The organism is Pandoraea sp. PE-S2T-3, assembly GCF_002179965.1.
Taxonomy (GTDB): domain Bacteria; phylum Pseudomonadota; class Gammaproteobacteria; order Burkholderiales; family Burkholderiaceae; genus Pandoraea.
Genome location: NZ_NGUQ01000014.1, coordinates 279,545 through 293,832, shown reverse-complemented (window position 1 = coordinate 293,832; position 14,288 = coordinate 279,545). Strand labels below are relative to the sequence as shown.

12 protein-coding genes are annotated in these 14,288 nt (G+C 64.3%); 8 read left to right on the top strand and 4 right to left on the bottom strand.

What is annotated here, in order from left to right; translation table 11 throughout:
• Positions 1 to 117 precede the first annotated feature (117 nt).
• From CDV46_RS27090 to CDV46_RS11020, 3 genes are all read left to right on the top strand, one after another.
• Positions 118 to 2,574, top strand: a complete 2,457-nt coding sequence (locus CDV46_RS27090) for a collagen-like triple helix repeat-containing protein (protein WP_176399057.1) — start codon at positions 118 to 120, stop codon at positions 2,572 to 2,574.
• Positions 2,575 to 2,673: 99 nt separating this feature from the next.
• Positions 2,674 to 3,831, top strand: coding sequence for a ferrochelatase (hemH, locus tag CDV46_RS11025; protein WP_087691334.1), 1,158 nt, complete (start codon positions 2,674 to 2,676; stop codon positions 3,829 to 3,831).
• Positions 3,828 to 4,229, top strand: coding sequence for an RNA-binding S4 domain-containing protein (locus tag CDV46_RS11020; RefSeq protein ID WP_087691335.1), 402 nt, complete (start codon positions 3,828 to 3,830; stop codon positions 4,227 to 4,229). Before hemH ends, CDV46_RS11020 begins: the two co-directional genes overlap by 4 nt.
• 177 nt (positions 4,230 to 4,406) lie before the next feature.
• Here CDV46_RS11020 and CDV46_RS11015 read toward each other — a convergent pair whose 3' ends face one another.
• The gene (locus CDV46_RS11015; protein WP_306439732.1) at positions 4,407 to 4,595 is read right to left on the bottom strand and encodes a hypothetical protein; all 189 of its coding nucleotides are present in this window, start codon (positions 4,593 to 4,595) and stop codon (positions 4,407 to 4,409) included.
• Positions 4,596 to 4,901: 306 nt separating this feature from the next.
• On the opposite strand from CDV46_RS11015, the gene grpE reads away from it, so the two are divergent.
• The 5 genes from grpE to CDV46_RS10990 all read left to right on the top strand — a co-directional run bounded on the left by grpE (position 4,902) and on the right by CDV46_RS10990 (position 11,300).
• Positions 4,902 to 5,447, top strand: coding sequence for a nucleotide exchange factor GrpE (gene grpE / locus CDV46_RS11010; RefSeq protein ID WP_058375866.1), 546 nt, complete (start codon positions 4,902 to 4,904; stop codon positions 5,445 to 5,447).
• A 234-nt stretch (positions 5,448 to 5,681) separates the two neighbouring features.
• On the top strand, positions 5,682 to 6,089 hold the full coding sequence (locus tag CDV46_RS11005) for a thioredoxin family protein (protein ID WP_087691524.1): 408 nt from the start codon (positions 5,682 to 5,684) through the stop codon (positions 6,087 to 6,089).
• 95 nt (positions 6,090 to 6,184) lie between these two features.
• Complete coding sequence (dnaK, locus tag CDV46_RS11000) at positions 6,185 to 8,110, top strand: molecular chaperone DnaK (protein ID WP_087691336.1); 1,926 nt, start codon at positions 6,185 to 6,187, stop codon at positions 8,108 to 8,110.
• A 135-nt stretch (positions 8,111 to 8,245) separates the two neighbouring features.
• Positions 8,246 to 9,394: a molecular chaperone DnaJ gene (gene dnaJ / locus CDV46_RS10995; RefSeq protein WP_087691337.1), complete on the top strand. Its 1,149-nt coding sequence runs from the start codon at positions 8,246 to 8,248 to the stop codon at positions 9,392 to 9,394.
• 4 nt (positions 9,395 to 9,398) lie between these two features.
• A complete protein-coding gene (locus tag CDV46_RS10990; protein WP_176399056.1) occupies positions 9,399 to 11,300 on the top strand; it encodes a chorismate-binding protein in 1,902 nt (633 codons plus the stop codon).
• Here CDV46_RS10990 and CDV46_RS10985 read toward each other — a convergent pair.
• From CDV46_RS10985 to CDV46_RS10975, 3 genes are all read right to left on the bottom strand, one after another.
• Positions 11,288 to 12,316 carry an ABC transporter substrate-binding protein gene (locus CDV46_RS10985; protein ID WP_087722534.1) on the bottom strand — a complete coding sequence of 343 codons (1,029 nt, stop codon included), beginning with the start codon at positions 12,314 to 12,316 and terminating at the stop codon, positions 11,288 to 11,290. The genes CDV46_RS10990 and CDV46_RS10985 overlap by 13 nt on opposite strands.
• 92 nt (positions 12,317 to 12,408) lie before the next feature.
• Positions 12,409 to 13,341, bottom strand: a complete 933-nt coding sequence (locus CDV46_RS10980) for an ABC transporter permease (protein ID WP_441339328.1) — start codon at positions 13,339 to 13,341, stop codon at positions 12,409 to 12,411.
• Between the two features lie 4 nt (positions 13,342 to 13,345).
• A complete protein-coding gene (locus tag CDV46_RS10975) occupies positions 13,346 to 14,143 on the bottom strand; it encodes an ABC transporter ATP-binding protein (protein ID WP_058375861.1) in 798 nt (265 codons plus the stop codon).
• Positions 14,144 to 14,288 lie beyond the last annotated feature (145 nt).

The following is a 14,288-nucleotide window of genomic DNA, read 5'->3' as shown; positions in this document are numbered from 1 at the left end:
GTCACTTACGGCGGGGTGAATGGGCTGGTTGACTCGCCGAAGGATTCGGACAGAACAACAAGGCGGCACGCGGCACACGCTACGCATGCGGGTCCGCCGGAAGGGCCGGGAGTCGGTATGAAACCCCTGAATTCATGGCGGACCGTGGTTCGCTTAGTTGGCGCCGGGCTGATGTTCGGCGCCATCGGTGCGCTGGTCGCCCCCGCGCTGGCACAAGCCCAGAGCGCCGACCCGCCCGGACGTGTGGCGCGGCTCGGCGAGTTCGACGGCACCGTGACCTACGCGCCCGCCGGTACCACCGACTGGCGTTATGCCGACCGCAATCGGCCGCTCACCACCGGCGACGCCGTCTGGGTCGACCGCAACAGCCGCGCCGAGATGCATGTCGGTGGCACGGCAGTGCGCATCGGTGCCTCCACTAGCGTCACGTTGTCGGCCGTGACCGACCAGAATGTGCAACTGAACGTAACGCAAGGCACCGTCGGCTTGCGTCTGCGCAGCTACGATCCCAACCAGCCTTACGAAATCGATACGCCCAATCTCGCCTTCGTGCCGCAGCAGGCGGGCGAGTACCGCATCGACGTCGACCCGAATGGCGTGACCACCGTCAGCGTGTGGCAAGGCGCGGGCACCGTGTACGGACAAGGCGCGTCGGTGCCGCTGCGTCAGGGGCAGCGCGTCGCCTTCACCGGGCAAAACCTCATGCAGCAACCGACCGGGCCGTTGGCCGCAGACGCGTTCGATCAATGGGTGCGCGAGCGCGATGCTCGCGAAGACGCGTCCGTCTCCGCCCGCTATGTGCCACGCGACATGACCGGCTTTGAGAGCCTCGACGATTACGGCTCGTGGCAAGACACGTCGACCTACGGCGCCGTGTGGGTGCCGTCGAGCGTGCCGTCCGGCTGGGCGCCGTACCGCACGGGGCACTGGGTCTGGGTCGACCCGTGGGGCTGGACGTGGGTGGACGAAGCGCCGTGGGGCTTCGCGCCTTATCACTATGGCCGCTGGGCGTACGTCGATACGCGCTGGTGCTGGGTGCCGGGTCCGGTGGCCGTGCGTCCGGTGTATGCACCGGCACTCGTCGGCTGGGTCGGCGGCAGCAGCGGCGGCAACCAGTGGGGCGTGGCGTTTGCTGCGGGCGGCGTCGGACTGGCATGGTTCGCACTCGGACCGCACGACCCGTATCGCCCGGCGTATCACGCCAGTTCGTCGTACGTCACCAACATCAATCGTTCGACGGTGATCAGTACGACCAACATCAACAACATCAATAACGTCCACAACGTTACGAATATCAACAACATCTACGTGAACCGCAACGTGCGCGGTGCCGTGTCGACCATGCCCGCACAAGCCTTCGTGCAGGGCCGCCCGGTCGGTGCGCCGACGGCGTTGGCGGCGCCGCGTGCCGGTCAGAACTGGCGCGTGGGCAACACACCGGGCGTTGCGCCGGTGCAGCAGAGCCTGGTGGGCAACAGCCGCCCGGCCGCCGGGGTGCCGCCGATGGCCGCATTCAACCGCCCGGTGCTGGCTACGCGCGCGCCGGTGACGCGTCCGGTGGCGTCGCGTGAACTGACGAGCAACCTGCATGCCGTGCCCAATGCCGGCGGCACGCCGCTGGCGTTCACACCGAATAACCGTCCGGGTGCTGCCGCACCGCAAGCGCATGTTCAGCCGCGCGTGACCGTGGTCGGGACGCGCGGGCCAGTGGGCGCGCCGATCGGGCAGAACGGTCCTAACGGTGCTAATGGTCCGAACGGTGCCCAACCCGCGCTGAACCATACCGGTGCGCTGCCTGCCACTGGTGCCGTGCCGGCGATGCATGGCGCGCCGGGTGTGCCGGGCCAACCGGGCCAACCCGGCGTACCGGGTGTCCCCGGTCAGCCGGGCGTGCCGAATCGCGCGGGCGAACCCGGCGTGCCGCATCCGCCCGGTGTAACGGGTCAGATGGGGCAGCCGGGCCGTCCGGAACAGCCCACGGTGCGTGGCGAAGTGAATGGACAGCCGGGGCAACCGGGGCAACCGGGGCAGCGCGGACAGCAGGCACAACCGGCGCAGCCGGGCCAGCCGGGACATGACGCGGCACAGCGCGACATGCAGATGCACCGTCAGAATCCGACAGCGCCGACAGCACCGGCCGCCCAGCCGCAGCGTCCGGAACCCAATGACGCCGAGGCAGCGCGTCGCCCGCAGCAGTATCAGTCGCGTCCGCAGGCGCAGCGTCCGGAACCGCAGCCGTTCCAGCAACCGGCGCAGCCGCAGCCTCGCGTGCAGCCGCAGGCGCCGCAAGCACCGCAGGAGCACGTGCAGCCGCAACCGCGTCCGCAACCGCAACCGCAGGAGCACCCGCAGGCCGCACCGCGTCCGCAGCCTCAGGAACGTCCGCAGCCCCAAGAGCGCCCGCAACCTCAGGAACGTCCGCAACCGGCCCCGCGCCCACAGCCGCAGGAGCATCCGCAGCCAAAACCTGCTCCGAAGGAAAACAAGCCCGAGGCGCACGCGCCGGCGCATGAAGGCCAGCACCCGTGGGCCGAACATCGTCCGGCCCACGAAGACGACCATCAGCACGGCTGATCCGGTGCACGTCCCGCCGCCGTCCCGCATGACCGGGGACGGCGGCTGGCGCCTGTTGCCGCACCGGATTTCGTCCCGGTTTGCGGTAAAGTACGCCTCATGCGCTTCGATCCCGAACCTATTTCGCATGGCCAGTCCGGCAAGACCGCCGTTCTGCTGATCAACCTCGGCACCCCCGACGAGCCGCGTCCGGCGGCCGTGCGCCGATACCTGCGCGAGTTTTTGTCTGACCCGCGCGTGGTGGAAATTCCCCCGCTCATCTGGCAGCCGCTGCTGCGTCTCGTGATCCTGCCGTTCCGCTCGCGCCAGTCGGCGCAGAAGTACGCCACGGTCTGGACGCGCGAGGGCTCGCCGCTCAAGGTCAACACCGAGCATCAGACCACCGCGCTGCGCAATCTGCTGCACGCGAACGATTACGACGTGATCGTCGACTACGCCATGCGGTACGGCAATCCGTCGATTCCGGACCGTATTCGCGCGCTGCGTCAGAACGGCGTCGAGCGCATTTTGCTGCTGCCGCTATATCCGCAGTATTCGAGCAGCACGACGGCGACGGCCACCGACGCGGTGTACCGCGTGCTGGCACGCCTGCGCAACCAGCCCGACGTGCGCACGGTGCGCGACTATCACGACCATCCCGCCTATATCGAGGCACTGCGCCAGCAAGTGGAAGGCTACTGGCAGCAGCACGGACGCCCCGACTTCGCCGCTGGCGAGCGTCTGCTGCTGAGTTTTCACGGCGTGCCGCGCCGCACGCTCGATCTGGGCGACCCGTACCACGATCAGTGTGTGAAGACCGCGCGCCTGCTGGCGGCGGCGCTCGGACTCGACGAGACCACCTGCCGTCTCACGTTCCAGTCGCGCTTTGGCAAGGCCGAATGGCTTCAGCCGTACACGGCGCCGACGCTCGAAGAGCTGGGCCGTGGCGGCACGCCGCGCGTGGACGTGTTCTGCCCGGGCTTCACGTCCGACTGTCTCGAAACGCTGGAAGAAATCAATATGGAAGGCCGCCACATCTACGAGGCGGCGGGCGGCAAGGCATTCCACTTCATTCCCTGCCTGAACGGCGCGAGCGCATGGATTACGGCGCTTGGCGAGATTGCCGCGCGCAATCTGCAAGGCTGGCCGGTGCTGTCCCCTGAAGGGCAGGCGGACGCCGCCGTTGCCGCTGCCGCGTCCACACGGGCGCGTCAGGTCGCGGCCGTGGCGGCATTCGACGAAGCGAATGCGGCGGCCAACCCCGGAGCGCGCGCATGACGGTGAAGGTCGACGATTCTGCCCACGCCGCCACGCGTATCGACAAATGGCTGTGGGCGGCACGCTTCTTCAAGACCCGTTCGCTCGCCACGCAGGCGGTGGATCGCGGTCGCGTGCTGTGCAACGAAGGGCGCGTGAAACCGGCGCGCGACGTGCGTCCCGGTGACATCCTGTCGGTCGATAACGGCAGCACGCGTTGGGAGGTCCGTATCAAGGCGATTGCCGAGGTACGCGGCTCCGCGCCCATCGCCCAGTCGCTCTACGAGGAAACCGAAGCCAGTATTCGTGCGCGTGCTGAAGAAAGTGAGCGCCGGCAACTGTTTCAGGAGCCTGCGGCGCAGATGCACGGCCGCCCGACCAAGCGTGACCGCCGCCGCATCGGCGGATTGGGCGACTGATCCGTTTCCGTGTTTTCAATGCCCGAATGAACGCCGCCGCCGGCGAAATGCGCGGCGGCGGACGAGAGGGAGCGGAAATGAACCAGGGCAGTCGGGAAAACGGTAAGACGGTGAGACAGGCAAGTCCGGAAAATCGACGGCTAACGGGGCGTCCAGCGTGGTCCGGTCAGACTGGGATCAGCGTGTGGGCAATCCGTTCGAAGACTGATGGGCTGGCACGCCCGGCATGTCGACATAGTGGTTCAGCACCGCGCGCACGCCACCATATTCGGTGTCGCGCCGGGTGACTGCACCGGACAGGCAGATCGTAATCGTTACCATCGTCACCAACGCAAGGATGAAGACGACAGCCAGTGGCAGCTTCATGATGCGCTCCTAACGCTACATAACGCTCAACGGGACGGGGGGTGTCCGGCGAGCGGCCGGGTCCAGAAATCGGCACAAATTCTGACTGGACCGTAATTCATGTTAGGTCGCAGCAACGGCCGATACAATAGAGGACTCGTAACGCGTGTAACCGGATATTTTTCGGCACGCCGCGCGCACCGACACGGGGCACAGAATGCCCGCCCACTCTTGAAATCGGTGTGAACGCCCCTACTATCCAAAGGGATTTGAACCGGTGGCGCATCGTCGTGGTGCGCTGCAAGAACCTTTTGACGACTCATTCTCATGACTGAACAGCAAAACACTCCCGACCAGCCGATTCCGTCCCAGGCCGACGCGGCCCCGACCGATGCTGCGGGCGCGACCGACGCGCTGCCCTCGGTCGAGGCACTGCTGCTTGCCGCACAGGCCGAAGCGGCTGATCTGCGTGACCAGCTCCTGCGCGCGCGCGCCGAGACCGAGAACATCCGCCGCCGGTCGCAGGAAGACGTGACCAAGGCCCACAAGTTTGCCGTGGAATCCTTCGCCGAGAACCTGTTGCCGGTCATCGACAGCCTGGAAGCCGCTGCCGCCGACACCAGCGGCGACGTGACCAAGCTGCAAGAAGGCGTGCAACTGACGCTGCGCCAACTGTTGGCGGCGCTGGAGCGCGGCCGGGTCAGCGTGATCGACCCGGCGGGCGCCAAGTTCGACCCGCATCAGCATCAGGCCATTTCGATGGTGCCGGCCGATCAGGAGCCGAACACCGTCGTGCAAGTGCTCCAGAAGGGTTACCTGATTTCCGAGCGCGTGCTGCGCCCGGCGCTGGTGACCGTGGCTGCCGCCAAGTAAGGCGGGCGGCAAGCAGTAAGCAGGACTGCAATTAACCGGAAAGCTGCTCAAAAAACGAGCAGCACCGGCAGGAAGGCATCCAGAATGACCGAGCTTGTCATGACATCATGGCAAGCTTTGGTTTTTTCAGGATGGGCGGTACGGCGCGGGCATGGCAACACGGTGCCCGTAGACGATCAGCGGATCAGCGGCAAATTCGGCAACAACGACATCATGGCAAGCGATCTTACGGGCATGCGCGGCGTAGACGGCACGGCTTTCGAGGCATTCTCGATGCGCGAGCTGACGGCGGCGACGTTCGACGAGGGCTTGCTGGCGGCGGGCGACGGACTCGCCGTGGTGTTTTTCTGGGGCGTCGACTGCTTTAACTGCGAAGTCGCCAAGAAAACCATGCTGTCGCAGCGTGAAGCCATCGAAGCGCTGGATTTGCGCTGGTTTCACGCCAATGTGTATGCCGATATGGCGCTGGGCCGGCGTTTCGCGCTGCACGGGGTGCCGACGTTTTTCTTCTTCCATCACGGTAAGAAACTGGGCCGGGCGACCGGCTGGCAGGGCTTGCCCCAGTTCCGGCTGGCGGTAGCCGCCGCCCGCGAGAAGATCGCGGCGGCCGGGGGCAAAACCGGACCGCAAGAAGGGTCTTGAAAAGCACCGCGCGGCACCCATATGTCGTGCAGATCAATGAATTGAACGGGCCACAGGCCTGACGGAAAGACGCAAAGGACGCTAGGAGAAATTTTATGGGCAAGATTATCGGTATCGACTTGGGCACCACGAACTCGTGCGTGGCCGTGATGGAAGGCAATCAGGTCAAGATCATTGAAAACGCGGAAGGTGCTCGCACCACGCCGTCGATCATCGCCTATGTCGAAGACGGCGAGATTCTGGTCGGCGCGCCGGCCAAGCGCCAGGCAGTGACCAACCCGCGTAACACGCTGTACGCGGTGAAGCGCCTGATCGGCCGCCGTTTCGAAGAAAAAGAAGTGCAGAAGGACATCGGCCTGATGCCCTACAAGATCGTCAAGGCCGACAACGGCGATGCATGGGTGGAAGCGCGCGACCAGAAACTGGCCCCGCCGCAGGTTTCCGCCGAAGTGCTGCGCAAGATGAAGAAGACCGCCGAAGACTATCTGGGCGAGCCGGTCACGGAAGCCGTGATCACGGTGCCGGCGTACTTCAACGACAGCCAGCGCCAAGCTACCAAGGACGCAGGCCGCATCGCCGGTCTGGAAGTCAAGCGCATCATCAACGAGCCGACCGCCGCCGCACTGGCTTTCGGTCTGGACAAGAAAGAAGGCGGCGACCGCAAGATTGCCGTGTATGACCTGGGTGGCGGCACGTTCGACATCTCGATCATCGAAATTGCCGACGTGGACGGCGAGCACCAGTTCGAAGTGCTGTCGACCAACGGCGACACGTTCCTGGGCGGCGAAGACTTCGACCAACGCATCATCGACTACATCATCGGCGAGTTCAAGAAAGAACAAGGCGTCGATCTGTCGAAGGACGTGCTGGCGCTGCAACGCCTGAAGGAAGCGGCTGAAAAGGCCAAGATCGAACTGTCGTCGGCCCAGCAGACCGAAATCAACCTGCCGTACATCACGGCTGACGCCTCGGGTCCGAAGCACTTGAACCTGAAGATCACGCGCGCCAAGCTCGAAGCGCTGGTCGAAGAGCTGATCGAACGCACGATCGAGCCCTGCCGTCTGGCCATCAAGGATGCCGGCGTGAAGGTGAGCGACATCGACGACGTGATTCTCGTCGGTGGTATGACCCGTATGCCGAAGGTGCAGGACAAGGTGAAGGAGTTCTTCGGCAAGGAACCGCGCAAGGACGTGAACCCGGACGAAGCCGTGGCCGCAGGTGCCTCGATTCAAGGTTCGGTGCTCTCGGGCGATCGCAAGGACGTGCTGCTGCTCGACGTGACCCCGCTGTCGCTGGGTATCGAAACGCTGGGCGGCGTGATGACCAAGATGATCACGAAGAACACCACGATCCCGACGAAGCACTCGCAAGTGTTCTCGACGGCTGACGACAATCAGCCGGCCGTGACGATCAAGGTGTATCAGGGTGAGCGCGAGATGGCCGCCGGCAACAAGTCGCTGGGCGAGTTCAACCTCGAAGGCATTCCGCCGGCCGCCCGTGGCACGCCGCAGATCGAAGTGACTTTCGACATCGACGCCAACGGCATTTTGCACGTGGGCGCCAAGGACAAGGCCACCGGCAAGGAAAACAAGATCGTCATCAAGGCGAACTCGGGTCTGTCGGACGCCGAGATCGAGAAGATGGTCAAGGACGCCGAGCTGAACGCCGAAGAAGACAAGAAGGCTCGCGAACTGGCGGACTCCCGTAACCAGGGCGACGCGCTGGTGCACAGCACGCGCAAGGCGCTGACCGAGTACGGCGACAAGATCGAGGCTTCGGAAAAAGAAGCGATCGAGTCGGCCATCACGGCACTCGAAGGCGCACTGCGTGGTTCGGACAAGGCAGATATCGATGCCAAGGTCGAAGCGCTGGGTACCGCGAGCCAGAAGCTCGGCGAAAAGATGTACGCCGACATGCAGGCTCAGGCAGGCGCCGCAGGTGCTGCCGGTGCCGAGCAAGGCAAGCCGCATGACGACAACGTGGTTGACGCCGAAGTGAAGGAAGTCAACGACAAGAAGTAAAGCGTGCATGGCGCGCGGCACAGGCAGGAGTCTGCCGGTGTCGTGCGTATGGGCCGGGTATCGAAGTTCTCCGTACGGAGAATCTCGACCCGGCTTTTTGCCTGATGGCGACATGCGCCAACATTGGAAAGAGTTATGGCCAAACGTGATTACTACGAAGTCCTTGGCGTCGCCAAGAACGCCGACGGCGACGAAATCAAGAAGGCATATCGCAAGCTGGCGATGAAGTACCATCCGGACCGCAATCCGGACAGCAAGGACGCCGAAGAGAAGTTCAAGGAAGTCAAAGAGGCCTACGAGATGCTCTCCGAGCCGGAGAAGCGCGCAGCGTACGACCAGTACGGTCACGCAGGCGTCGACCCGAATATGGGCGGCTTCGGCGGTGCAGGCGGTCAGGGCTACGGTGGCTTCGCCGACGCGTTCGGCGACATCTTCGGCGACATCTTCGGTCAGGGCGGCCCCGGTGGCGGCCGTGGCGGTGGCCGTGGGGGTCCGCAGGTGTATCGCGGTGCCGACCTGCGCTACAACATGGAAATTACGCTGGAGCAGGCCGCCAACGGTTTCGACACGCAGATTCGCGTGCCGAGCTGGGAAGAGTGCGAAGTCTGCCACGGCAACGGCGCCAAGCCGGGCACCAAGCCCGAAACCTGCCCGACCTGTAACGGCTCGGGTTCGGTGCGCATGTCGCAAGGTTTCTTCAGCATTCAGCAGACCTGCCCGAAGTGCCACGGCACGGGCTCGTACATTCCTGAGCCCTGCACCAACTGCCATGGCTCGGGCAAGCTCAAGAAGACCAAGACGCTGGAAATCAAGATTCCGGCGGGTATCGAAGACGGCATGCGCATTCGCTCATCGGGCAACGGTGAGCCGGGTGTGAACGGCGGTCCTGCGGGCGACCTGTATGTGGAAATCCACATCAAGGCGCACAACGTGTTCGAGCGCGACGGCGACGATCTGCACTGCCAGATGCCGATTTCGTACGCGACGGCAGCACTGGGCGGCGACATCGACGCCCCGACGCTGCACGGCAAGGCCACCTTCGAAGTGCCCGAAGGCACGCAGACGGGCAAGACGTTCCGCCTGCGCGGCAAGGGCATCAAGGGGCTGCGCGCAAGCTATCCGGGCGATCTGTACGTGCATGTGCAGGTGGAAACGCCGGTCAAGCTCGACGATAAGCAGAAGCAGATGCTGCGCGACTTCGACGCGTCGCTCAAGGAAGGCGGTGCACGTCACAGCCCGCAGACCAAGGGCTGGTTCGACCGTGTGAAGCAGTTCTTCGAGTAATTTCATGGCTATTGAAGCGCCCTTGGCCGCGTTTGCACTGTTGGACGACAGTGCGGACCCGGCCGGCGGGGCGCGTCTGTATACCGGGCTCGTACGCGAGGTAACTTGCGACGAGCCCGGTGTGCTTTCCGACGCGCTACGCGAGATTGAAGACGCCACGCGTCACGGCCTGCACGCCGTGCTGCTGGCTGACTACGAATTCGGCGTGCGTCTGGCCGGTGTGCATACCGTGGCCACACGCCGTGCCCCCGGGCAGTTTCGGGCGCTGCTGTTCCGGGATTTGCAGAAGCTCGATGCGGCACAGACGCAGGCTTGGCTGGCGGCGCAGGACGATGCGCCGGAGGCCAACGTCGCGGGTAATGCCGGAAATGCAGGCATTGCCGGTGTCGCCGCACTTCAGCGCGATGTCAGCGAACCCGCCTTCGACGACGCCATCGCTCGCATTCACGACTGGCTCTCGCAGGGCGAGTGCTACCAGATCAACTACACGTATCGCCTGAACTTCGACGCCTTCGGCTCGCCGGTCGCGTTGTATCGCCGCCTGCGTGCGCGTCAGCCGGTGCCGTACGGCGCGCTGGTGGTGCTGCCCGGCGCGCGTAACGTGGCCGGCCGGGCGATTCTTTCGCTGTCGCCCGAGCTATTCCTGCGCCATTCGCGCGGACAACTCGAAGCCAAGCCGATGAAGGGCACGGCGCCCGCCTCGGGCGATGTCGCGAGAGATACCGAACTCAGCGCAGCGTTGGCCGCCGACGAGAAGAACCGCGCCGAGAATCTGATGATCGTGGACTTGCTGCGCAACGATCTTGGCCGCATCGCCGTGCCCGGCACGGTCAAGGTGCCGAAGCTGTTCGAAGTCACGCGCTTCGCAAGCGTGTTGCAGATGACCTCTACGGTCACCGCCACATTGCCCGAGCAGACCCCATTTCACGCGGTGCTGCGCGCGCTGTATCCGTGCGGCTCGATCACGGGCGCGCCAAAACATCGCACGATGCAGTTGATCGGCGAGCTGGAATCGTCTCCGCGTGGCCTCTATACCGGCGCCATCGGCTGGCTCGACGCGCGGGAGGATGCGCCCGGCGAACTGGGCGACTTCTGCCTGTCGGTCGCGATTCGCACGCTCGAACTCGAATCGCCACGCACGGACGGTCTGCGTCGCGGGCGGCTTGGCGTCGGCGCGGGCATCGTGCTCGACAGCAAAGCGGACGAAGAGTGGGAGGAGTGCAAACTCAAGGCGCGTTTTCTGACCGCGCTCGATCCCGGCTTCGCGATCTTCGAGACGATGCAGGCGACTCGCGACAAGGGCATCGCACATCTCGATCGTCATCTCGCGCGTATTGCCAAGTCAGCGCACTACTTTGGCTTCCGTTTCGACGAAGCCGCACTGCGCACGCAACTGGGCGATGTGGTGAAGACGTTGTCGGAAGACGGCATGCATCGCGTGCGTCTGGCGATCTCGCATGACGGCACGCCGGCCATCACGCATGGCGTGCTGACGCCACTTCCTCGCACCGTGAAAGTGCTGCTGGCCGATGCCACTGATGCCACCAATACGACGCGCGCCGACGATCTGTTTCTGCGTCACAAGACCACCGTGCGCGAGCGTTACGACGCCGCGTGGAAGCACGCCGAAGCCAACGGCGCGTTCGACACCCTGTTCTTCAATGACCGGGGAGAGTTGACCGAAGGCGGACGAAGCAGTGTGTTCGTCAAGCTGGGTGGTCAGTGGGTGACACCGCCGCTTGCGTGCGGTGTGCTGCCCGGGGTGATGCGAAGTGTGTTGCTCGAAGACCGCGCATTCAACGCAGTCGAAGCGGTGATTACACGCGATGACCTGCTGAGTGCGCAGGCCATCGTCGTGTGCAATGCACTGCGCGGTGCAGTGCCCGCAGTCGTTCAGCTGCCCTGACGCGACGCGATCTGCGGCACGAACAGGTCGCTCCACTTCGTCGGGCGCGTCTTGATCGTGCCGGCGCGGCCCATGAACTCCACGTATTGCATCAGGCCGTTGGGCGTCGTGGTGAATTGCAGGCCGGGGTCGGCAATCATCTGCTCGATTTCGGCTTGCGGCAGGTTCATCTTCGACACGCGCAGGAAGGTCTGCGCGGCGCCCACGTGATCCTTCGCGATATAGGCGGCCGCTTCTTCCTGTGCGGCGAGGATGGCCTGCACCAGCTTCGGATTCTGCACCGTGAACTGCTTCGGCGCGAACACCACGTCAATCGTGATGTTGCCGAGCACGTCCGTCGAGTTGAGCACGCGCTTGATGCGCGGATCCTTCAGTTCCTGATACGAGAACGGCGGCGACGTGAAGTGCGCCGTGATTTCCGTCTTGCCTGAGAGCAGGGCGCTCACGGCTTCCGGATGGCTCAGGCTGACCGTCTGCGGGTCGAGCTTCGCATAGTTCTCGATGCCGAACGTCTTCGCCACGGCCATTTGCAGCAGCACGGCGGAGAGCGAGGTCTTGATGCCCGGAATCGCGATCTTGTCCTTCGACGTGAAGTCCTTGAGCGACTTGATGTTCGGGTTGTTCGTGTTCAGCCAGAGCGGGCCGGTCGACAGCGCCGAGAGACCGATCACTTCCGAGCGCGGAATGCCGTGCGCCTTCGACCACAGCGTGATGAAGCCGGGCGCGCCCGTACCTGCCACGTCGAGGTTGCCGGCGAGCATGGCGTCGTTGATCACGTTGCCGCCGTCGAGGATCGTCCACGTGGTTTTCACGTCACCCAGCCCCAGGGCCTTCGCGTGCTTCTCGACGAGATGCTGGTCGCGCATGACCATCAGCGGCAGGTAGAGAATGCCGTAACCGTGCGAGAGGCGCACAGTGCTGGCTTCGGCATGGGCCAGATTGCCGACGGTGGAAAGTGCCGTCGTGGCGGCCAGCGCGAGGGTGCTGACCCAGCGCGTGAAATGACGTCGATTCATGGTGTGCTTGTCTCCGGATCGTTGGAATTATTCACGCCTCCGCCAGTAAATCAAGCGCAGGCGCGGTACTTGTCAATCAGTCAGTCGCTCAATCAGTGCTGCATGCCCCAGCGGTGCAGCGTGCGCTTCTCGATGCGCGCAAACAGCAGGTTCTCTACCGCCAGACCAATCAGAATCACAAAGAACAGGCCGGCAAACACGTTGGCCGTCTCCAGCGAATTGCGGTTCTCGAAGATGTACCAGCCGAGGCCGCCCGACCCCGACGACACCCCGAACACGAGTTCGGCGGCGATCAGCGTGCGCCACGCAAACGCCCAGCCCACTTTCAAGCCGGTGAGAATGCTCGGGAACGCGGCCGGAATCAGCACGTGCTGCACCAGCGCAAAGCGTTTGAGCCCGTAGTTCTGGCCGACCATGCGCAGCGTCTTCGACACGCCGCGAAAGCCGCTGTGCGTGTTGAGCGCCACGGCCCACAGCACCGAGTGCACCAGCACGAAAATCACGCTGCCGTTGCCCAGACCGAACCAGATGAGCGCGAGCGGCAGCAGCGCAATCGCGGGCAGCGGGTTGAACATGGCCGTGAGGGTTTCGAGCAAGTCGTTACCGATCTTCGAACTGATGGCCACCGTAGTGAGTATCGCGGCCAGCGCGATGCCGATGCCGTAGCCGATCAGCAGGGTCTTGAGCGAGACGACGGCGCGCAACAGCAGCACGCCGCTCGTGATGCCGCCGACGAAGGCTTCCAGCGTATCGGTGAAGCTCGGGAACAGCAGCGCGTTATCGAGCCAGCGGCCGTAGATTTCCCAGATCAGCGCCAGCACCAGCAGGATGACGGTCTTGCGCAGCCAGCTCAGGCGGTACAGCGTCTCGAACGTGGAGAGCGGGCGCTGAATCGACGAGAGTTCGGCAGGCACCGGCTCCAGTACGAATTCCGGGCGGAACACGGGCTGGATGCCGGATTTGATGGCCTCAGCAGAGGACGCCGCCGGCGCAGCTTGCACGGGTTGCAACGTTGTCATGGAAATCTCCTCAGTGCGCCGCGAACAGCAGTTGGTCGATACGCGTTTCGAGCGCGCTCTGATGGGCGGTGCCCAGTTGCTCGGGGGCGATGCTGTTGAGTTCGGCCTTGACCTGTCCCGGGTGCGGCGAGAGCAGCAGAATGCGCGTGCCGATGCGAATGGCTTCATCGATACCGTGTGTGACGAACAGCACGGTGAAGCGCGTGTCGTCCCACAGGCGCAGCAGTTCGTCCTGCATCTTGCGGCGGGTGAGCGCGTCGAGTGCGGCGAACGGCTCGTCCATGAGCAGCACGTCCGGCTCCATGGCCATGCCGCGTGCAATCGAGACGCGCTGCTTCATGCCGCCCGAGAGCGTGTGCGGATAGCTGTCGATGAACTTGGCCAGCCCGACTTTCTCGATGTAATGCGCGGCGCGATCGGCGGCTTCGCGGCCTTTCAGACGGCCGCTGGCGGTGAGGGCGAATTCGACGTTCTGGCGCACCGTCTTCCACGGCAGCAATTGATCGAACTCCTGAAACACCATCATGCGGTCCGGGCCCGGCTCGGTGACCGTGCGGCCCTTCAGGCGAATTTCGCCATTCACGGGGGGCAGATAGCCGCCGATGGCCTTGAGCAGGGTCGATTTGCCGCAACCGGACGGCCCGAGCAACACGAACCGGTCGCCGGGGTACACGTTGAAGCTGACTTGCTGGGCGGCGGTCACGAGGTAGTCGTCGGTCTTGTACTGAAGCGTGACCTGATCGATTTCCAGCAACGGCTGCGCGCCAGCCGGCACCGGCCCGGCGGCCGGATGGGGGTTGTTGGGCATTGCCTGTCTCCTGATTGATGCTCTTATAATCGGCTCCGATACTAAGCAGCGAAGCTGTAACGAAGCTGACAGGATGCGGTGTGCAGGGGGTGGGATAAACCCTGTGTCCATCGCGCTCCAAGTCAGAAAAGGAGACTTTGTAACC

Coding starts and splice junctions, on each gene's coding strand:
- hemH (WP_087691334.1), top strand. CDS start 2,674: ATGCGCTTCGATCCCGAACCTATTTCGCATGGCCAGTCCGGCAAGACC.
- dnaJ (WP_087691337.1), top strand. CDS start 8,246: ATGGCCAAACGTGATTACTACGAAGTCCTTGGCGTCGCCAAGAACGCC.
- CDV46_RS11020 (WP_087691335.1), top strand. CDS start 3,828: ATGACGGTGAAGGTCGACGATTCTGCCCACGCCGCCACGCGTATCGAC.
- CDV46_RS10990 (WP_176399056.1), top strand. CDS start 9,399: ATGGCTATTGAAGCGCCCTTGGCCGCGTTTGCACTGTTGGACGACAGT.
- CDV46_RS11015 (WP_306439732.1), bottom strand. CDS start 4,595: ATGAAGCTGCCACTGGCTGTCGTCTTCATCCTTGCGTTGGTGACGATG.
- CDV46_RS10985 (WP_087722534.1), bottom strand. CDS start 12,316: ATGAATCGACGTCATTTCACGCGCTGGGTCAGCACCCTCGCGCTGGCC.
- CDV46_RS27090 (WP_176399057.1), top strand. CDS start 118: ATGAAACCCCTGAATTCATGGCGGACCGTGGTTCGCTTAGTTGGCGCC.
- grpE (WP_058375866.1), top strand. CDS start 4,902: ATGACTGAACAGCAAAACACTCCCGACCAGCCGATTCCGTCCCAGGCC.
- CDV46_RS11005 (WP_087691524.1), top strand. CDS start 5,682: ATGCGCGGCGTAGACGGCACGGCTTTCGAGGCATTCTCGATGCGCGAG.
- CDV46_RS10975 (WP_058375861.1), bottom strand. CDS start 14,143: ATGCCCAACAACCCCCATCCGGCCGCCGGGCCGGTGCCGGCTGGCGCG.
- dnaK (WP_087691336.1), top strand. CDS start 6,185: ATGGGCAAGATTATCGGTATCGACTTGGGCACCACGAACTCGTGCGTG.